Consider the following 19565-nt stretch of genomic DNA (forward strand, 5'->3'; position numbering starts at 1 on the left):
TTTGTCTCAGCGGATGAACTCTACAAGAAAGGTGGACAGGTGCATGAAAAAGAATAGAACACCGCTGCTGTATGCAGTGTTACTGATGCTGCTGAGCGGTTGCAGTACCAGTAAAGATGCCATGCTGCCACCCGGTGACAGCACCATGCTGGAGTTGTGGAATGACGGGGCTTCGACGACTCATGCCACCGGCGAGGGTCGGGCGACCTTGCGTCGGGCGCTAAATGATCGTGAACGCACTGCGTCAACGCCGATGGCGGAAAGCTACAGCCGTACTCAGGAAAATGAAATTCAGCAGACGTTTCCGCGTCTGCCTAATCCCGACATGGTGATGTATGTCTACCCCCACATCGCCGAGGGCAATGCGCCGGTGCCGGGGTATAGCACCGTATTTCCATTCTACAGGCAGATCCAATACGCCCTGCCGGGCGAACGCACAGGAGATCTGTAATGTTTTCATTGTTTCGCCGTCAAACGGACGCCTCTGAAGTGCACCTTACCGGCAGCGGCCCTTTTGCTGTCGAAGGGCATGAGCCATTCAGCCGTGAAGGGACGTTTACTCACCGTGATGAGGCCAGGGCCTACAGCCAACAGCCTTCTATTATCGATTATATGCCCTGGGGGGAATATCTCCCTGAAGGACGATGCCTGTTACTTGATGACGGTGTTTCCGTCGGTGCCGTGTTTGAAGTGATCCCTGTCGGCACAGAAGGCCGCCCGGCCGAACGTCTGGAGGAGATCCGCGACGTGGTGGAAGATGCGCTGCAGGACAGCTTGCCGGAACTCGATGGCAACCAGTGGGTGGCGCAGTTTTACTGCCAGGATGAAACCGATGTCACGGCGTATATGGATAAGCTGCGGGGTTATGTGAAACCCTGGGCGCAGGGAACGCCGTTTACTCAGGCCTGGCTGGCCGAAACCGAACGGCATATGAAAAGCATCTCAGTAGAAAAGGGGCTCTTTGACGACAAGATTGTCACCGGTGCCCCCTGGCGTGGCCAGACCCGGCGTACACGGATGGTGATTTATCGTTACGTCGAAAAGAATGCGCGTGATCCGTTGCCGCCGGCCATCATGTTAAATCAGGTATGTGACCGCCTGACGTCGGCCATGGTTGGAGCCGGTATTCGCTGTGAGCGACAAAACGGTGAACAGATCCACAGCTGGTTGCTGCGCTGGTTTAACCCCAGCCCGCAATGGGTCGCCCCGGACGTGCTCTACCGTGCCGCCCGGCACGACGACGGCGAGCCAGATAGCTTGCCTATCCTCAATGATTTCAGTGAAACGCTGTGGTTTACGCGCCCGCGCAGCGATGCCGAGCGTGGTGTATGGTGGTTTGATAACGTCGCTCACAAGGCGGTACCGGTTGAACGTTTACGTCGCGCGCCCCAGACCGGCCATCTGACCGGTGAAGTCCGGCGGGGGGAGAACATCAATACCCTGATGGATCTGATGCCGGAAGGCACCATGATTGCCATGACGCTGATAGTTCAACCGCAGGATGTGCTGGAAGAGGAGTTCAATCGTCTTGGTCGCAATGCCATGGGCGAAAATATCGAGTCCACTCGTGCCCGCGAGGATGCGTACAAAGCCCGTGAATACCTGGGGGAACGGCATAAGTTGTACCGTGCGGCGCTGACTTTTCTCATCCGGGCACCCAATCTCGATACCCTCGACAAGCGTTATCTCGATATCAGCGCCAAACTGCTCAATGCAGGACTACAGCCGGTGAATCCGGAACATGATGTGGCCCCACTGAACGGTTACCTGCGGGCGATGCCGATGTGCTTTAACCCGACGGTGGATAAAAATCACTGGTACAGTCGGCTGACGTTTGTGCAGCATTTTGCCTGCCTGCTGCCGGTCTTTGGCCGGGACACCGGCACTGGCAATCCTGGATTCTCCTTCTTCAATCGCGGTGGTGCGCCGCTGACCTTCGACCCGATGAACAAAACCGACCGTACGCAGAATGCACATTTACTGCTGTTCGGACCGACAGGCTCCGGGAAGTCGGCCACGCTGTGCAGTGCGTTGTCTCAGTTGATGGCGGTTCACCGATCACGGTTGTTCCTGCTGGAAGCGGGTAACTCCTTCGGGCTGTTTGCCGATTACTGTGAGTCGCTGGGGCTGACCGTCAATAAAATCAGCGTGAAGCCGGGGAAAGGGGTCTCTCTGGCACCCTTTGCGGATGCCCATCTGCTGCTGCAGGCATCACCGGATGAGCTGGTAACGGATGAGTCGGCACTACCAGAACTCGATGCCGGCACTGACGATGATGAAGAGGATGAAAAACGTGACATCCTGGGCGAGATGGAAATTGCGGCGCGTTTGATGGTCACCGGCGGGGAAGCCGCAGAGGAAGCACGTATGACCCGTGCTGACCGTGGGATGTTGCGTGAAGCAATTTTAGCCGCGGCACGCACGTCATTCGGTGAAAGTCGTCAAATGTTGCCAGAGGATTTGATGCATGCGCTGGAAAATATTGCGCGTGATAACGCGAAAGACGCAGACGGCCGCGAGCGCAGAACGGCCAGCCGGCGTGCGCGTGCGGAAGAAATGTCCGAAGCATTACGTATGTTTACCGAAGGCTTTGAGGGTGAGTTGTTTAACCGTCCTGGTACGCCGTGGCCAGAGGCGGACGTCACGCTGATTGACCTGGGTACGCTGGCCCGTGAAGGTTATGAAGCGCAGATGGCGGTGGCCGTCATTGCCCTGGTCAATACCGTGAACAATATTGCCGAGCGCGATCAGTACCTCGATCGGGAAATCAATATGGTTATCGATGAAGCCCATATTGTGACCACCAACCCGCTGCTCTCACCTTACATGACCAAGGTGGTGAAAATGTGGCGTAAGCTTGGCGCCTGGCTGTGGCTGGCCACACAGAACCTCGCGGACTACCCCGATACGGCGGAAAAAATGCTTAACATGGCCGAGTGGTGGCTGTGCCTGACCATGCCGCCGGATGAGGTCGAGCAAATCTCTCGCTTTAAGAAACTCACCGTGGAGCAAAAAGCCATGCTGCTGTCGGCGACCAAACTGCCGCGGTGCTATACCGAAGGCGTGGTGCTGGCCAAACGGGTAGAGGCGTTGTTCAGGGCCGTTCCTCCCAGCCTGTACCTGGCGCTTGGGATGACGGAAAAAGAAGAGAAAGCGGAGCGGCGGGCACTGATGAATGAACATCACTGCAGTGAACTGGATGCGGCGTTCCATGTGGCACGTAAGCTCGACAAAGCTCGGGGAATACTCACTGAAATGAGGGCAGCATGAGACGACGTGGAATGTCACCACCGACGGTGGTCAACGATAACGAAATGAGTCTTACCGTCATGTTTGATGTGCCACCGCAAGGGGATGCATATATTGGTGAAAGTGATCACCGTCAGCTGATGAAGCTGAAAGATAATATCCGTCGGCGCCTGCATTCACCGGTGACTCTCTCCATACGGCCGCACCGAGTGGGTATGCTCAATTGCCTTTCCATCCATCTGGGGGATAAGGCCGGTACCACGCTGGATCTGTTGATCACCCTCGCTGGTAACTCGGTCTGGCCAGATGATAATGAATATGCCCGGGGGGCCCGGTGGTATATCAATGTGCCGGATGCCACTGACATGATGTGGCTGCTGAAATCGCTGGACGTTGTCACGCTCAACGAGGGGTGATCGGAAACTGGCGGCGACTGCTCAAATCTTTTGGGCAGACGACGCCAGTTGAACAAGCCGCAGGCGCGTTAGCTTGTTTTTAAAGGGAGGAGAGGAAGCCTTCGGCAGGATTAAGGATCCGGTTTACTTCTGGCAGAAACATTACCTCATCCGTTCGCTAGCCAGATTATAAACATCGTTTCGTTCCCGTTTACCCACAGCGACAACAGCGATAATTAATTTATCGTCAATCACTTGGTAAGCCAGGCGAAAACCAGACATTCGACGTTTTATTTTGTAGCAGTCTTTTATTCCACGAAGTTTAGCTGAAGGAATATGTGGATTTTCACAGCATTTTTTCAGTTTTTTTGCAAACTGTTGCTGAATGGCTTTATCCAGTTTCTGCCATTCTTTCAGCGCATCTTCCCTGAATTTGACTGTGTAGCTCATAGATAGCTATCCAGATCCACATCAAGCAGGGGTTGGTGGCTGCGTTCGGCTACCAGCTTCACCAGTTCCTGATCGTCGAGTGCATTAAGTATCTTCTCGTACAGTTCGGCAGGGACGCAATAAAAAGCAGGTTGGTTGCGATTAAGTATGGCAACTGGAAAGCCCTCCCCGGCGTTGACTGTCGCCATAGGGTTTTTCTTGAGTTCGCTGACACTAGCACTCGTATCACTTAGGATGATATTTGGCATATAACACCTGTAAAGACCGTTTAACAGGTCTTTACAATGTAACCAAAAGGACCTGTTAACAAGTCTTTTTGATGTTTGAGTATGGATAGAATTATCTGAATATCCAGGTACGGCGGAAATTAAACGGGAGGCAAAAAGGCCGCTGTGAGGTTTTAGTTCAGTAACTGGGGTTCCGGCTTACCCTCCAGGAAGCGGTCGAGTAACCCGAATAAATTTTCACTGTCAGATATTGAGTTGTTTACTGACGTGAATACCGTATCGACGCACCTTAGGCGGGTTATCCGCTTAAGGAGTGTTCTCTATGAAAAAACTCACCAGCTGTTTGCCGGCACTGTGCCTGTCTGCCAGTGCCTGTGCCGGCACGGTCATTTATACTGATAGCACCCATCCCGTTACCTCTTCTTCTCCTGATATTCCTGTGGTGTACCTCGATGCGCCTGAGCGTGTGCAGACGGGTATCTTTGGCACCTTACCGGCAAATCCCGCCCTTGCCGAAAAGCAGGCCCGCGATGTTCTGAGCTCGTCAGCGTTCAAATCGCAACAACAACAACTGGCCAGCGCGTATCAGGGGCTGATGAAAGCCTGGTCACTGGGGCTGACCAAATACCCTGCGGTTGTTTTTGACGATAAATGGGTGGTCTACGGGACCACTGACGTCAATGTGGCCATGCGGCACATGACGGACTGGCGGGGGGCAAACCAATGACACGTTCCGTGTGGCGTTCGCGTCGGCTGTTATTGGCCACACTGCTGACTGGCAGCGGACTGTGTATGGCCAGCGTCAATACCGCCAGCCTGATTTCCAGCGCGGCCAGCGTATCCTGCATCAGCTGGAAGGTGAAGGGGATCTGCTATTGGTTGCTGTGTACTCCCTTTGGTTGTTCTGTCAAAACGTCGGTAAAAGTTGAGCATTTTATCCCGGAAGCCGTGGTATCTGCGTATTCCGGCCTGGGGGATAATCCCTGGACAGAAATGGCCACCGTCAGTGATGCGGCCGGCAGCGGGGAAAGTGGCATTATTGGCGCGCTTAGCGGCATCAGCGCCGGTGGCGGCCAGCAGGAAATGAAAGCGCCCGGGCTGCGCAAACAAAATCTGCATTTTCATTATGCCGATGCCTATGGTCATCCGGCTACCACGCTTATCGGGGGACAGATTGCCGGGTATTCCTGCAAATCTGCCGCCACGCCTTTTGTTCCTTACTTTGTCAGTTCGCTGGATGCTCTGGTATGGCGCAGTGGTCTGCCTGAAGCCCTGTACCCGGAAGCACTCATCCCTGGTCAACGTGAACTCGGCAGTCAGGCAAGCGCCAACATGTGGGGCAATATTTACCCGCGCAGCGGCTTTGTCACGCAGGAAGACAGCTATAAATCTGCAGCCGTTGTCGCTCAGCGCGTGGCCGATGTGATCACCCGCACCGGCCAGCTTCACGTTTATCAGCCGCTCGTTGGTCAGCGGTCACCAGGTTACTGGCCCCCGGAGCCGGTAGAAGAGAATACCGGTACTCAGAACCATAAATGGCAACGCCTTTCTCCGGCGTTGTCGACCACCTGTGCTGTTTTCCCTGATACCGGCGCAATTGTGGCCGAGGACGGTAATTACGCCTGGGCGCTTTGGCAACCCTATAGCTGCTGCAAACGTCGCGGGCAGACTTTCCTCTTCAGCACCGACTTTTCGTGAGACTTCCGCTATGAAAAAGAAAAAACAAACCCATCCGCTTCTGCCACTGACGTTGTTGGTTATCTTGACCGGCGGCGTTTCGTCTGCATATGCCGAGGTCACCGCCTCTGCAAGTGGCGTCTCCGCCAACGGGGCTATCAGTGATGGCCTGTTTTATTCGATTGGCGGGGGTTCGGTGATATCTCCGCCCGCCTCCCGCAACAGCATGACGCGCCTGGGGATGAGCGGTGGCCTGAGCAGTGACCTGATGTGCGGCAACTTCGACATTAAAACGACGGTGGGTAACCAGCTTAATGGCGTGACCAGCGGGTTTAAAGACCTGATGGGTACAGTTATTCAGGGCGCCACTGGCGCGGTGGCCAGCATGCCGGCGATGGTGATACAGCGTGCTAATCCGGGTCTGTATGAAATGCTGACCAACGGTGTGCTTCAGGCTGGCCTGAGTTTTGATAAAGCCAAACTGAACTGTCAGAACCTGGCCAATAAAATGGCCGACTACACGATGGGAAACAAGTGGACGCAGGCGGCCGTGACCGAAGAGTACAAGAACATCGTCGCCTCAAGTGACGGTGATGCGGTCAGCAGTGACCAGAAACTGCAGAAAGCGACCGGTGAGGACGGGGCTACCTGGATTGGGGGACAGAAACGCGGTGGCAAAGGGCAACCGTCGATTAAGCCGACGCATGACCTCGCCAAAGCCGGCTACAACATGATGAACAACCTGCCGGTCACCAGTAACAGCACCGTGGGAGCATCCAGTTGCAACGGTTCGGTATGCCAGCGCTACTCAAACTCGGAGAATGCGGCGGCAGCCGTGGTGAAAGTGCTGGGCGACCGGTCTATCCGGACGTGCCGTGAGGCCAGTGAATGCGGCAGCGGAGGAGATGAAAACGCCGCCGGCAGCACTGTCGCCGGCACAGGTTTCTCCCCCATGCTTGAAGATGCCACCAAAGAGAACCTCAAGCAGTTAGACAAACTGGTCGGCGGCTCAGAAGCGCCCACCGCCGATAACCTGGCCAAACTGAAAACGGGCAGCCTGGTGGTGACCCGCGGGGTCATCCAGTCCCTGAAAGATGACCCGGACAGCGCCGCACTGGTACAGCGCCTCGCAGGAGAACTGGCCATGTCTGACACCGTGGAGCAGGCGTTGACCATGCGCCGCATGTTGACCACCGGTCAGTCTGAACCGAATGCGGCTGACCAGCCAGAAGCACTGGCGGAAGGTGACCGTCGTATCGATGCGTTGGACCGGGAGCTTGCTGCTCTGAGTAACGAAATGGCGCTGAGGAAATCCATCAGCAATAACAGCTTGCTCACTACCCTGGAACGCCAGGGAGCACGCAATCAGGACAGTCGTCTGCAGCAGCACAGCGGAAGCCAGGACCAGGGTTTTAGCAGCATGAGTCAAAAATCAGGAGAGCAACAATGAAGACACCGACGTCACAAAAACAGCAGCGTCGTTTGGGGCGGACGGGCCAGTTCGTGCTGATTTTTCTGGTGATGGTGGCACTGACCACCGGTCTGTTTCTGTTCGCCTCAGTGCTGTTTGAATTTGACCCGGATGGGCAAAAAGTACGGCACTGGCTGAGTGCCAGCCGCTACGGTCTGTTTGTGTGGCGGCTGACGCTGTATGTCGTGCTGGGTTGGGTCTGGTTTTGTCTCGTGCGCCCAGCGGTCGTTAAAAAGTCTCTGAGGGGATCACTTCGACGTCTGGAGTGGACGGCAGTGGGGTTTATCGTGGTTCTCGAACTCGCCGCCTGGCGCTCCATACTGGCATAAGGGGGGGATGTCATGACGGCTAATAGTTTTCTGGAGTATTTTCTGGTGTTGTTCGGTTGGATGCTGAACAACGCATTGTGGAACATTCTTCTCAGTACGGGATTGTTCGCCCTTCCTCTGGTTTTCAAAGTGCTGGGTATCTGGCTGAAGGTGCGGGAAGAGGGGGCCGATGAGGGTAACAAAGGTGTTCTGGCATTGCCGCGGGTTGAGCATGCACTCTACGTGTCATTTTGCGTGATGTTGTTCTGCTGCATTCCGCTGCTGCCCGTCGATATCAACACCATTAAATTTGACAGTTCGCGGGCGAAACAGTGTGGGGTTAGCGTACCCACACCACAGAACTCCGGTTATAAAGGGCTGGTCAACGATTTCGCCGGAAAGACGGCCGAGGTGCCAGTGTGGTGGTACCTTCTGCATTTGATTTCCAAAGGCATCACGCAGGCGATGATTGCGTCAATCCCCTGTGGCGACCAGCTCCGTCAGTTGCGCTTTGACGTGCAGAATACCAAAATTCGGGACCCCATCGTGCTGCAGGAAGTGCAGGATTTTGCTGACCAGTGCTACTCCCGTTCGTACTTTAAGCTTAAGAACAGCAACAGCCAGCTGAGTGATGCCACCATCAACGCCGTGGGGTGGATTGGCAGCAGCTATTTTCTTAATACAGCCGGTTATTATGACTACTACACGTCTATTGAACCACGCAGTCAGTGGCCTTATGACAACGTCCGGGACAGCGGCTATCCCAATGTGGGAAAAGGCGGCTATCCGACCTGTAAACAGTGGTGGTCTGACAGTACCAACGGCCTCAAAACAAGGGTATTGGCCAATATCGATGATTCAACAAGGACAGGGCTGCAACGGCAATTCAGTAAAGCGCAGTGGGAAGAGATGGCGCTGCGTTGGCTGGTGAGTCCCCGTAATGTCGGTTTATCGGGTAGCGGAGAAACTTACGCTGTTGGTAGTAGTGATACGGCCTCCGGGTTGACCGGCAACGTCACCCGACTTGTCTCTTCAATAGGTTTGGGGCTAAAGCAGGCGGAAGCCTTACCCGGCTTTGACGCGCTAAAACAGGCATTGCCGATGATCCAGGCACTCCTGGAAATGATGATCATCATTGTGATCCCGGTACTGATGATGTTCAGCGCCTATGAGCCGAAGACGGTGGTGACCATTTCGTTTGCGCTGTTTGCTCTGATGTTCATCACGTTCTGGTGGGAACTGGCGGGATGGCTCGATGACAGACTCATTACCATCCTCTACCAAACCATGGCAGAACAGGGGATGTTAAATCTTAGTGCCCCTCTTGTGGAATTTATGAGTTCACCGCGTGATGGCTGGATCATGAATATGGTGTTGGGGATGATGTATGTTGTTTTCCCGATGTTCTGGCTCACTACTTTAAGCTGGGTGGGAATAAAAGTAGGCGATATGGCTAGGGCTATGAGTGATGGGGGAAAAATGCCACAAGCAGCTGGAGAAGCAGGAGGGCGGGTTGCTGTTGATGCAGCTAAGACGGCGATAAGCAAAGGTACCAAATAATCAAATAAAGGCCAGGACAAGCTTGGCCTTTATAATTCTCGGTTCTCAGACTCATAGGGGCGATCTTCCCAAGAATATCGCAGGTGTTCAGAATAGGCTTTGTCAGTAAGGGTAGAACTGTCACTTTTTTTATTCGGTAAAAAAGAAAGCACAGTACTTGCTACTTTGAAAGTAGCACTTACAGCTTCTTTCAAATCAGCGGAGTAAGAATTTTGCTCAAGTAAACCCAGCTCAATGTCCCAGTCGGATTTTTCATCTTTCAGAAAATTTTGCTTACTTTTCAAAATAATATCCTTTTTAAAAAAGTAACTATTTTTACAGGTTAATATAATTATGCTTGAAAAGCGACCGTTTTCAATCCTTGTTCTGAGATAACGATATGAAGTTTCTTTACTCATACTCAGCTTTTTAGCAATGCCAGTTTTATTAACCTAATAAGAGACAATGCTCTGTACGCATTGTGCCAAAACTGCTGTAGTTTGTTCTACTTCGGGACATAGAGAGAATAGAGGTGAAATGGATAAGAAATTTATGGCAAAGGCGCTCTGTATTTCACAACAAGCTCTGCCAAATTGTCTGCCTAACCCACCTGTAGGGTGTGTGATAGTTCGTCATGGCGAAATTGTGGCGGAGGGATATACGCGTGAGCCCGGAGGATATCATGCAGAAGCTGATGCGTTATCGCTTTTCACAGGCGATCTCAGCGAGTGTGACGTGTATGTCACCCTTGAACCCTGCTCATTTGCCGGGAGGACCCCCTCATGTGCAATAGCGTTATCGAATCAGAGACCCAAGAGAGTTGTAGTCGGTATCCTCGATACCGATCCTCGTAATCAGGGTGCTGGTATACAAATTTTAAAAAGTGCTGGTATAGATGTCGAAACGGGCATACTAGCCGAAGATGTAAAAGCGTGGCTTTCTCCCTACCTTATCAGCTCCGAAACGCTATGTTAGCGGCCTGTTCGGTAAAACGCCCATAAAGCCGAAGGGCATACGCTGCTTGTTAGCCAGCAGCGAACGGAAAATGCGCCTGAGTTGACGATATTGTTAGCTGATTGATTTTCTGCTCTGGTAATGCTCCACGCTACTCAATCCGTGAATATGTTTTGCCTTCAAGTATACGATTAACCTGAGCAATGTCCTTTGCACCAACACGAACGAAAATTTCCTCGGTTGAATATTCTTTGGCAAGTTCGCGTATCGCTCGTACTTGCTCAATCGATAACCTGCCATCGCGGCCACAAATTTGATCAATAGCTCAATCACTATCTCGCTATTTTTCTGCTGCCCAAGGTACAGGGAGTCCCTTCCTCGGATGCTCTTTGAGCCATTCACTAACGATTCTATCCCGCTCATCTGACATGGTAAAGGATGTTCGCCAGATAATTCTGCATGTGAAGGGTTCTTCGGCAGGTTAAAAAATGAAATGTATTATGGTCGCGAATGGTTGGGCATAACACCTGAAATCTTCATGCAGCATGTAGATGCTTACATCAGGTGGTATAACGAACGGCGTATTAAATTATCGTTGGGCGCAGTCAGCCCGGAAATGTACCGTCGGCAACTCGGGATCGCACAATAAAGCAATCCAGGAAAACATCCACACCCCCTAACGGTCAAAGATCGTGGCGTTGACAAAGGCGGCGTTTAGAGCGGTCTAGTCGGTTGACTTCAACAATATAAAGACCATTTTTAATGAGAAAACGTGTTAATGCAGCACCATAACGTTCCGGTTCCTTCGATGCCGGCTCGTTTGAGAATTCCAAGAGATCGCGTCCAGTCAAGCAGTTCCAGATAGCCAGTTTGATTTGTCTGAATAATGCGAGTGCCAAGCAGCTTTCCAGCCTGACTGATAACAGCACCGACATGAATATCAAGATGTGTATCTAGGCTGTTTTGATCAGCATCTGTTTTATCACTGATAAGATACCAGGGAGCAGAACTCAGTCATCTAAACCGGTGAAGGTAAGCAGGCTCTTCTATATATAGCAATCAGAGGCAGTAGATACTTTTCGCATCAATTTCTATCAATTCGCATTTAAATCTATGCATCACAGGACTATTTAAACTCAAATTAATCACCAGTTCCTCCTGACTCACCACCCTTTGCAGGTTGTGTGAAAACTGTTCGCGTTGATATTTCTTTAGTCGGAGCGTTGATTGTTTTTTGATCTATTCTTAGGTTGCAGCTAATCTTGCTCCTTTAAGGCCTTGCTTTCTAAATAGCTATTTTTTGGACTTGCCGCATACCTGATCAGGCTTTATTTAAAAAATAAACAAATACTATATATGAGTTTTTTCGGGGTTTAAATTTATTTTTTTAAATTACATCAAACTATTCCACCTTAAATGTCAGTTAGTTTGGAGTTAAAAACTAGTCCGAAATGAGAAAGTAACCGTATTTATAATGCACTGAAACTTAACTGTAATCATTTTGAAATAAAACCTTGCAATATTTGACACCTCTTGAAAGAAGAGTCCTTTCTTGGCTATCTACATGAAAGTAATGATTAATTTATTTCTCGCCAGGCAAGGATGTCATCAGCGTTATGCTCGGAATGAAATGTAACACACTTGATGGGCTATTCATATATTGAATTCCAGCCCCTTAAACCGTGCATAACATGAACAAATATTATGATGAAGCATGACGCTAATTTCTGGTTGGGCATAAAAAATGAAACTCGAATTCAAAACAAAATCCGACACACTTGAACAACTACACGGAAAATTAAAAACAGGGATTGTATTGCCTGTTTTTTCATTCACGGTTACAGAGTGGGTTGATAATCATGAAGGTATTGTGCGGGAAATCATGACTTCTGACATGCTGACTGCGGATATTATCATTCGATCCAGTTGTGGGCTTGAAGATTCCAGTAATGGTAGTGGCGCAGGGGCATTCCATTCTGAAAAATGTGTTCGTTCCGAGAAGGTTGTCATATCAACGGTCAGTGCCGTCATTAAATCATATGGGCGGATAGATCCATCCGATAAGGTTCTGGTACAGCCTTTTCTGAAAAAAACTCAAATGAGTGGTGTTGCTTTTAACCGCGATCCACGAACAGGATCGCACTACGATGTAATTAATTACACCCTGAGTGATGATACTTCTTTAGTTACCTCCGGGCGTGGTTCGAATCTACATACGTATATTTCGGCTGGCAATGCAGATATAAATCATGGCCTCCTGACGCGTGTAATATCCCTCCTTCGTGAGCTGGAATCATTCTGCGATAAACAGGCAATTGATATTGAATTTGCAATCAGCTCCAGTGGTGAACTCGTACTGTTGCAGGTCAGACCCTTTATCGCATCACCGGTTACAGAGCTTGATGCAGACAGTCATCAAAAGCTTGTCAGCCAAATCCGCAATGCTACATCAGAGTTTTTGGCCCCGGATTCCAGACTGTCCGGGCAGCAGGGGATGCTGGGCATTATGCCGGATTGGAACCCGGCAGAAATCGTTGGAGTAAGACCGCGGAAACTTGCGCTGTCTTTATACAGGTTTTTGATTACGGACTCGGTCTGGGCGACAGAGAGGCGTAAATACGGATATCGGGATACCCGTTACATTCCTCTGATTGTCAGTCTTCACGGCATTCCTTACGTAGACGTGCGGGCGAGTTTCAATTCACTTGTCCCAGCAGATCTATCACAGGAAGTATGTGAGCGGTTCGTTTCATCATGCCTCAAAAGGCTGGAAGCGAATCCTCATTTACATGACAAGGTTGAATTTGAAGTGATCCCAACATGCTTCACTTTTGACATAGATAAAAAGCTGGAGAAGCTTGAAGGACTTTCCGATAACGACAGAACTTCTGTAAAAAGCGCATTACTCAGCCTCACCCAAAGCTATCTGTATGGAAGCGGCAGGAAAAGAATAGCGGCCGACCAGACAAAGCTTAATAAGCTTATCAATTTACAGAAAGAAAGTGAGCTCTCATCGGTATCTGACATCGCCAGGATTTATCAAATGCTCGCTGAATGCAAAAAGTACGGCACAGCACCTTTTGCCGCACTTGCTCGTTCAGCGTTTATAGGTATGGATATCCTTCGCTCAGCTGTCAGCGAAGGAATTATTTCAGAAGGAACATACATCAACTTTATGGCGTCACTACGCGCCCCTGCTTCCCGGCTTCTTGAAGATCTGCCTCGGCTTGAGCGCGATGAATTTCTGAAAATATACGGCCACCTCCGTCCAGGAACGTATGACATCCGTGTGCCTTCTTATGCTCAGGATCCCGAACGTTACCTGTCTTCTGAGTGGCCATTTGCAAAACGTCGCACCGGGTGGCATCTGGATCCTGATGAAGAAAGAGTCTTGGAAACGGCGCTTGAGAAAGTAGGACTGAACCTCAGTGCTTATGCACTTATGGAGTTTATTCAGCAATCCATTGTTGCACGTGAAGAAGCTAAGTTCATATTTAGCCGCTCCGTATCAAAGGTGCTGGATATCATTAAAGAAATGGGTTCAAAACTGGGCTTCGATGCTGATGCTCTTTCTCATGCCGATATCATCGATATTATTGAATCCAGAACAAATAGTAGCGGACTGAAAAAAACGCTTGAACATTCAGTGTCCAGAGGCCGGGAAAGTTACCGTGAAACTCATGCGCTTACGCTTCCACCACTGATTGCTGATAAAGAAGAAGTCACTGCATTTCACATACCCGCAGCCCGACCAAATTTCATCACCCGGAAAATAGCAGAGGGAAATGTTAAGCAGTCCGACCAGGCAAATCTCAAAGGAGCAATAGTGGTGATCCCTAACGCTGACCCTGGCTTTGACTGGTTATTTAGCCAGGATATTGGCGCTCTAATCACAGCATACGGGGGGTCTAATTCTCACATGGCGATCAGAGCCGCAGAACTTGAGGTTCCGGCAATCATCGGTGCGGGGGAAGCGCTATTCAATACATGGTCATCAGCCCGAAAGCTTCGGCTTGATTGTTCTGTTGAGCGGGTTGAAGTGATCGAATGAAGCGCGTTGCACTGACTATGCGTTCTGACAGAATTGCTGACAGAAACGAATGCCGGGATGGCCTCGATAATAGCTGGTTGTTATTGCTTGATCATCTAAATGCATCTCCCCTGCTGCTGCCAAATGTCGCTAAGCATGCGGAATTTATTCTCGCTTCACACAAGATTGATTTGATCATTCTGACTGGGGGAGGAGACGTCTCGGCAATTTCTGGTGACGTCACTGAAAGGGACAAGGTAGAAAAAATCTGCATGGAACATTCTCTGCAAGCACAGATTCCCGTTATGGGGGTCTGCCGCGGTATGCAGGCATTAGTTGCATTTTGCGGAGGAGAGCTGAACAAAGTCTGTGGGCACGTTGCTAGCAGGCATCCAGTGTCATGGCCGCAACATGCCGAAGTTAACTCTTTTCATAAATATGGTGTAAGTAGCCTGCCTGCTCCATTGACGTCGTTTGCGGCTTCGCCTGATGGACTTATTGAGGGTTTTTTTTGCACTGAACGTAAATGGATGGGATTGATGTGGCATCCGGAACGTGAGGTTCCTTTTTCGCAAAGCGATTTGTCATTAATACGCACCTTATTGAATGGAGATACACCTTGCATGGATTAATACTGGCGGCAGGACGCGGATCACGTCTGGGGGTGCTCACCGAAGCTGCGCCTAAGTGCACTGTAATTGTTAATGGGCGCAGCCTGCTGGACCGTCAATTGCAGTCAATGCGACTGGCTGGTTTAAATGAAATTGGTGCAGTTACAGGATATATGTCCCACGAGATAAATCATCGATTTGACTGGACGGTTAGTAATCCGCACTGGGATACCACAAATATTGCCGGGTCGCTTTATTGCGCAGACCCAATACTGTCAACGTCTACAACCATTATAAGCTATGGCGATATCTTTTACCCCGCCAGTGCGGTTGAGTCGTTGATGCAAAGCAGTGAGGATATTGCACTGATTTATGATCCAAACTGGCTAGCATTATGGAAAGCCAGATTCAGCGATCCCTATTCTGATGCTGAGAACTTTCAGCTCAGTGATAGCCAGTCACTAAGCAAGGCTAATGACTCAGATATTCAGACCGTCCAGCATCGTATACTGGATAGAATTGGTGGACGAGCAAGCTCTTCTGACCGTATTGACGGGCAGTATATGGGGCTTTTCAGGATCACTGCTAAGGGATGGATGGCAATCAAATCGTGCATCGCCGATGCTGCGGGTATGGAAGCCATCAACAACCTGGATATGACCTCCTTATTTAGCATGCTAATCCAATATGATCTGCCAGTTTCAGCCATACCTCTGGAAGGAATATGGGGGGAAGTTGATCATCCGGAGGACATCAAGCTTTATGAAGAAATATATAAAGATATTCCTGGTTTTTAGGGGTTTTAAAAATTTCAGCCCGGCTTAACTATTTACTAACCGGCCTGTTCTCAACGAGAAAAGTCTTCTTATTACAGTGAGTTTAAGGAAAAATGTTATGAAAATCCCATCAGTTGAACAATGCTATAAAGTTTTTGAAGATTATTCTGTACCAGCCCCTATCCGAAATCATTGCGAAAAGGTCACTGAGGTAGGTTTATTAATTGGTCGTCAGTTGCATGATTCTGGGGTTGAAATAAATATCCCACTACTTGAGGCTGGTTGCTTATTGCACGATGCATTTAAAGCAGCATCTCTTAAGTCTCTGGACCCTAAGCCGGAGTGGGGGTATTACCCAACAAATAAGGAGTTGAAAATCTGGGAAGAGTTAAGAGAGCAATATAAAAATACTCACGAAACATTAATTGTATCAGACATGTTTAAAGAAACGCATCCGGAGTTTGCTGCTTTCCTTGGAATGATAGGTTCAACGGGTAACCCCTGCTATCTTGAGGGAGGTATTGAGCTCAAGGTACTTCATTATGCAGACTGGCGTGTGCAGTTTGTTGAAATTGTCTCGTTTGATGCCCGACTGGATTATTTACGTGAAACCTATCGCGAAAGCTGGGAAAAACATGGAGTTTCATGGGATAAAAGATATGAGCAGGAAAAGGAACTCGAACGTCATATTTTCAAAAACCTTGAGTTTTCCCCAGATGACCTGAATAAAGAACTCCGAAATTCCCTTTAATATCCAGGATCAAAAGCCAATGTTTGAAATAGAGCGCAAGTTTCTGATCACGTCAGATAAATGGCGTGATTATATTGTTAATACACAGAAAATCATTCAGGGTTATCTGACTGTCGATAATAAAATAAACTCAATAAGAGTGCGGGTTATTGATAAAGAAGCATGGATAACTGTCAAGAGTGCGGGTGAGTTAAAACGTCAGGAATATGACTACCGTATCCCTTACCCAGATGCGTGCAAGATGCTATCGGACTTAGCGCGGGGAAATATAATAGAAAAGACGCGCTACAGGGTTTTGGTTAACGAGTTAATACTTGAAGTGGATATTTTTGGAGGTGTAAATGAAGGGTTGTGCTTTGCTGAGGTTGAAATGACCCGGGAAGATGAAACTATCCCCTTGCCAGACTGGATAGGGGAAGACGTCACTCATGACCATAGATATTACGGTTCTTACATCGGGCAGCACCCTTATAGTCATTGGGAGTAAGATTAAAATGGATAGTATCTTAGCGCCAAATTCTCATATTAAGGGAATTATTATTGAAGGCGTAGAATGCAGCGGAAAAACGACACTTATTAATGAGATCCGTTCAAACCTGGTACCTTTTGATTGCATAATGCTTGGGCACCAGGATGGAGAACAGTTTGACCGTTATATGCGGGAATACATGTTTAACAGTGGGGTGATATTTAACCGATCACACTACAGTGAAGCGGTATACAGCCAGTTATGGAAGAGACCAAATCCGTTTACGTCCCAAGAGAAAGATGTATTAGACAGCTATCTCTCAAAAAATTATATCACGTTATTTTGCACTGCTGACAAAAGCATATTAGCTGAACGCTACCTTAAGCGGAAATTCAAGCAAAAAGCAGATGTTAATGAACTTGATTTCATTCGAACTCTCTTTGATAACTTATTGAGATCAAGGGCTGACTATATCTACGAAAGCAACGGTGAAGATGCACTACACGATGCTGTAGAATATATAAGATCGCGCCTGTCTGCTTCAGGGTTGCTGAAGAATAAAGTAATTTCTGACACGAAAACAGTCAGTCTGGTTTCAGGCGAGGGGCATTAAATGTTGATATCGTGGGAGCTGGCTGGGGCGTTAGCCTTACTGTCTGCCGGTACATCAGCAATTGCGGCAACTACCGGTGTTGGAGGAGTTTTATTATTAAGCGCCCTTTATACCATTTTACCCGACCCGCGCCTTGTTCTGCCTATGCATGCTTGCGTAAGCCTGGTCAGCAATGCTACCCGTCTTATAGCCTACTGGCGAAACATTGATGTAATTGTGTGGCTAAAGTATATGTCAGGCGCACTTCCTGCGATCGCACTATCGACATTCATTCTTTATCACTTGTTCAGTGATTATGATGATGTTTCTCCTTATTTCATGATGGTGGTTGGTGCCGTGATTTTCTGGAGCACTTATTCGGGGAGTAGGAGAAATGTTTCAGGAATGTCCCGGCCGGTTAATTTTTATCTTGTAGGGACTTTCTCTGCTCCCGTAAGCATGCTTTTTGGAGCAAATGGAGCAGTTCTTGCACCTTATTTCCTTAAAACTAACCTGACCAGACAACAAATAGTTGCTACTTCAACAGCCTGCCAGTTCAGCCTACATCTGATCAAAATCCCAGCTGTCATAGCGATAATTTATGGCTTCCTTTCCGATACAGGGAGTAAAACAGGAAGTGAGTCCATTCTATGGGCTGTTAGCGCGATGGTCTTCGCGTCGATGATTGGAACTCTGCTGGGAGGCAGATTACTTGATAACATGAATGAACGTAAGTTTAATATAATTTACGCCGTGGCTATGTATGTTATTTCATCAAAAATATTCTTCATTGATGGGTTAATGAAGACAAACTTATTCCATTGAATATGGATATGTTCATATTAAAAACTAGGAGATAAAAATGCTATTTGAAAAGAACATTGAGCGTTGGAAACCAATGCAGGAAGTTAATTCCCGTGAATTTAAAGCATTGTTGAAAAATGACCATTTTAAAATATCGCGGCTTGAGGGATATAAAAAAGTTTGGGATAAAATTAAACAGGCAAGCCACTTCTACGGTTTTGAGGTTGAAGACAGTGATAACCCGTTCGAAGAAGTTTATAAAGTTAAAGAGTACTTCGATACACCTAACCTTACACTGAGGAAGCGTGGTTTTCTTATCCGTCAAAACAGTCGCGTAGTCAATGGTAAAATCAGTTACCCGGTATCACTGACTGCTAAAGAATTAGGTCGCAATACTTATCGCGTGCTGGGCTCCCGCCTTGATTTTGCCGAAGGTATTACCGGGAAAACTGAAGTAGAAGAAAAAATCGCGTTAAATGATCAAGGCATATTGGATGGCTACGTTGAGGTTAAGCGAAAAATATATCTCAACGAAGAGCGCCCATCCACATCATTAAAATATTTTGCAAACATTTTCCCTGAACTCAGCAATATTGGCCTTGCTCCTGATACTGAGCTTGAAACTTACCGTATGCACAGCCATCGTGTTTATCCTGGAACAATCATCCTGTCGGATAAGCGCCGGATCACATTCGATTTTGAATGCTGCTTATATGACAACGAAGAAATCCCATTTATCGTTGGCTGCTCTTACACGCTGGACACTCCGAAGTACCATGACATGAAGAAATCACATAAAAAGGCTGAGGAATTTCTGTTTACAGTGATTGAAGGTGCGTGCAAAGAGCTGGTTTATCCAGGTGCTGGACGGTGGCTTGGTTCCAAACTTTCCATGATGCTTGAGCAAAATACCCAAGAGATTTTGGAACTCGAAACCATTTGAGCTCAACTTCTGCCAGCATGAGAACAGGTAGTCTCCTTAAGTAGCATGATGCCCCCTCCTGTCTGGGGTTCTACGCCGGAACCCCAGAAATTTCCGTCATCAGAATATTAATCGACGAACTGGTTTACATAGATTCATTACCCACATGAATTGCTCAAAAAATGTACTTAACGTACGTTCTCGTATGGTTGAGCTTCAGACCCCTACTATAGACAGGTCTTCGGAAGTGTACCAGTCAAACACAGGCCGCTCTGCCCCTGTTTTTGCCCCCCTCCGTCCGGGCATTACCCGGGCGGCGATACTACATCTAGTGGCTAAA

The 19565-nt window shown here is 48.8% G+C and carries 21 protein-coding genes and 1 pseudogene; 18 read left to right on the forward strand and 4 right to left on the reverse strand.

The window, feature by feature from the left end; genetic code table 11:
- Positions 1-43: 43 nt before the first annotated feature.
- The 3 genes from PCO85_05380 to PCO85_05390 are packed head-to-tail and all read left to right on the forward strand — an operon-like array spanning position 44 to position 3665.
- The gene (locus tag PCO85_05380; protein ID WJV54862.1) at positions 44-451 is read left to right on the forward strand and encodes a TIGR03751 family conjugal transfer lipoprotein; all 408 of its coding nucleotides are present in this window, start codon (positions 44-46) and stop codon (positions 449-451) included.
- The gene (locus tag PCO85_05385; protein WJV54863.1) at positions 451-3270 is read left to right on the forward strand and encodes a conjugative transfer ATPase; all 2820 of its coding nucleotides are present in this window, start codon (positions 451-453) and stop codon (positions 3268-3270) included. The genes PCO85_05380 and PCO85_05385 overlap by 1 nt, the downstream gene beginning before the upstream one ends.
- A complete protein-coding gene (locus PCO85_05390) occupies positions 3267-3665 on the forward strand; it encodes a hypothetical protein (protein WJV54864.1) in 399 nt (132 codons plus the stop codon). Before PCO85_05385 ends, PCO85_05390 begins: the two co-directional genes overlap by 4 nt.
- A gap of 141 nt (positions 3666-3806) precedes the next feature.
- Here the strand turns inward: PCO85_05390 and PCO85_05395 are convergent, their stop codons facing one another.
- Together PCO85_05395 and PCO85_05400 are read right to left on the reverse strand one after the other, a co-directional pair.
- Entirely contained in the window at positions 3807-4094 is a 288-nt protein-coding gene (locus PCO85_05395) for a type II toxin-antitoxin system RelE/ParE family toxin (GenBank protein WJV54865.1), read from the reverse strand.
- Positions 4091-4342 carry a type II toxin-antitoxin system Phd/YefM family antitoxin gene (locus tag PCO85_05400; GenBank protein WJV54866.1) on the reverse strand — a complete coding sequence of 84 codons (252 nt, stop codon included), beginning with the start codon at positions 4340-4342 and terminating at the stop codon, positions 4091-4093. The genes PCO85_05395 and PCO85_05400 overlap by 4 nt, the downstream gene beginning before the upstream one ends.
- Positions 4343-4643: 301 nt before the next feature.
- Here PCO85_05400 and PCO85_05405 point away from each other — a divergent pair, with 301 nt between their 5' ends.
- The 5 genes from PCO85_05405 to PCO85_05425 are packed head-to-tail and all read left to right on the forward strand — an operon-like array spanning position 4644 to position 9337.
- The gene (locus PCO85_05405) at positions 4644-5048 is read left to right on the forward strand and encodes a TIGR03757 family integrating conjugative element protein (protein ID WJV54867.1); all 405 of its coding nucleotides are present in this window, start codon (positions 4644-4646) and stop codon (positions 5046-5048) included.
- On the forward strand, positions 5045-6019 hold the full coding sequence (locus PCO85_05410) for a TIGR03756 family integrating conjugative element protein (GenBank protein WJV54868.1): 975 nt from the start codon (positions 5045-5047) through the stop codon (positions 6017-6019). The genes PCO85_05405 and PCO85_05410 overlap by 4 nt, the downstream gene beginning before the upstream one ends.
- Positions 6020-6029: 10 nt before the next feature.
- A complete protein-coding gene (locus tag PCO85_05415; GenBank protein ID WJV54869.1) occupies positions 6030-7448 on the forward strand; it encodes an integrating conjugative element protein in 1419 nt (472 codons plus the stop codon).
- Positions 7445-7798 carry a hypothetical protein gene (locus PCO85_05420; protein WJV54870.1) on the forward strand — a complete coding sequence of 118 codons (354 nt, stop codon included), beginning with the start codon at positions 7445-7447 and terminating at the stop codon, positions 7796-7798. The genes PCO85_05415 and PCO85_05420 overlap by 4 nt, the downstream gene beginning before the upstream one ends.
- A gap of 12 nt (positions 7799-7810) precedes the next feature.
- On the forward strand, positions 7811-9337 hold the full coding sequence (locus tag PCO85_05425; protein WJV54871.1) for a conjugal transfer protein TraG N-terminal domain-containing protein: 1527 nt from the start codon (positions 7811-7813) through the stop codon (positions 9335-9337).
- 29 nt (positions 9338-9366) lie between these two features.
- On the opposite strand, the gene PCO85_05430 is transcribed toward PCO85_05425, so the two are convergent.
- The gene (locus tag PCO85_05430) at positions 9367-9735 is read right to left on the reverse strand and encodes a hypothetical protein (protein ID WJV54872.1); all 369 of its coding nucleotides are present in this window, start codon (positions 9733-9735) and stop codon (positions 9367-9369) included.
- A 118-nt stretch (positions 9736-9853) separates the two neighbouring features.
- Between PCO85_05430 and PCO85_05435 the strand changes: the two genes are divergently transcribed.
- Both PCO85_05435 and PCO85_05440 read left to right on the forward strand, forming a co-directional pair.
- Positions 9854-10291 (forward strand): bifunctional diaminohydroxyphosphoribosylaminopyrimidine deaminase/5-amino-6-(5-phosphoribosylamino)uracil reductase RibD, encoded by a 438-nt coding sequence (locus PCO85_05435; GenBank protein WJV54873.1) that lies wholly within the window; start codon positions 9854-9856, stop codon positions 10289-10291.
- A gap of 412 nt (positions 10292-10703) precedes the next feature.
- A pseudogene (locus PCO85_05440) lies at positions 10704-10919 on the forward strand (IS3 family transposase).
- 34 nt (positions 10920-10953) lie between these two features.
- On the opposite strand, the gene PCO85_05445 reads toward PCO85_05440, so the two are convergent.
- Positions 10954-11169 carry a hypothetical protein gene (locus PCO85_05445; protein ID WJV54874.1) on the reverse strand — a complete coding sequence of 72 codons (216 nt, stop codon included), beginning with the start codon at positions 11167-11169 and terminating at the stop codon, positions 10954-10956.
- Between the two features lie 845 nt (positions 11170-12014).
- Between PCO85_05445 and PCO85_05450 the strand changes: the two genes are divergently transcribed.
- From PCO85_05450 to PCO85_05485, 8 genes are all read left to right on the forward strand, one after another.
- Positions 12015-14321: a PEP-utilizing enzyme gene (locus PCO85_05450; protein WJV54875.1), complete on the forward strand. Its 2307-nt coding sequence runs from the start codon at positions 12015-12017 to the stop codon at positions 14319-14321.
- Positions 14318-14932 (forward strand): gamma-glutamyl-gamma-aminobutyrate hydrolase family protein, encoded by a 615-nt coding sequence (locus tag PCO85_05455; GenBank protein WJV54876.1) that lies wholly within the window; start codon positions 14318-14320, stop codon positions 14930-14932. The genes PCO85_05450 and PCO85_05455 overlap by 4 nt, the downstream gene beginning before the upstream one ends.
- A 32-nt stretch (positions 14933-14964) precedes the next feature.
- Entirely contained in the window at positions 14965-15708 is a 744-nt protein-coding gene (locus PCO85_05460; GenBank protein ID WJV54877.1) for a phosphocholine cytidylyltransferase family protein, read from the forward strand.
- A gap of 97 nt (positions 15709-15805) precedes the next feature.
- The gene (locus PCO85_05465; protein ID WJV54878.1) at positions 15806-16438 is read left to right on the forward strand and encodes an HD domain-containing protein; all 633 of its coding nucleotides are present in this window, start codon (positions 15806-15808) and stop codon (positions 16436-16438) included.
- Between the two features lie 19 nt (positions 16439-16457).
- Positions 16458-16925 carry a CYTH domain-containing protein gene (locus PCO85_05470; protein ID WJV54879.1) on the forward strand — a complete coding sequence of 156 codons (468 nt, stop codon included), beginning with the start codon at positions 16458-16460 and terminating at the stop codon, positions 16923-16925.
- 7 nt (positions 16926-16932) lie between these two features.
- Positions 16933-17520 carry a hypothetical protein gene (locus tag PCO85_05475; GenBank protein WJV54880.1) on the forward strand — a complete coding sequence of 196 codons (588 nt, stop codon included), beginning with the start codon at positions 16933-16935 and terminating at the stop codon, positions 17518-17520.
- The gene (locus PCO85_05480; protein ID WJV54881.1) at positions 17521-18324 is read left to right on the forward strand and encodes a sulfite exporter TauE/SafE family protein; all 804 of its coding nucleotides are present in this window, start codon (positions 17521-17523) and stop codon (positions 18322-18324) included.
- A gap of 37 nt (positions 18325-18361) precedes the next feature.
- The gene (locus PCO85_05485) at positions 18362-19246 is read left to right on the forward strand and encodes a hypothetical protein (GenBank protein WJV54882.1); all 885 of its coding nucleotides are present in this window, start codon (positions 18362-18364) and stop codon (positions 19244-19246) included.
- Positions 19247-19565: the final 319 nt, after the last annotated feature.

The sequence above is a fragment of the Prodigiosinella aquatilis genome, from assembly GCA_030388725.1.
In the GTDB taxonomy this organism is placed as follows: domain Bacteria; phylum Pseudomonadota; class Gammaproteobacteria; order Enterobacterales; family Enterobacteriaceae; genus Prodigiosinella; species Prodigiosinella aquatilis.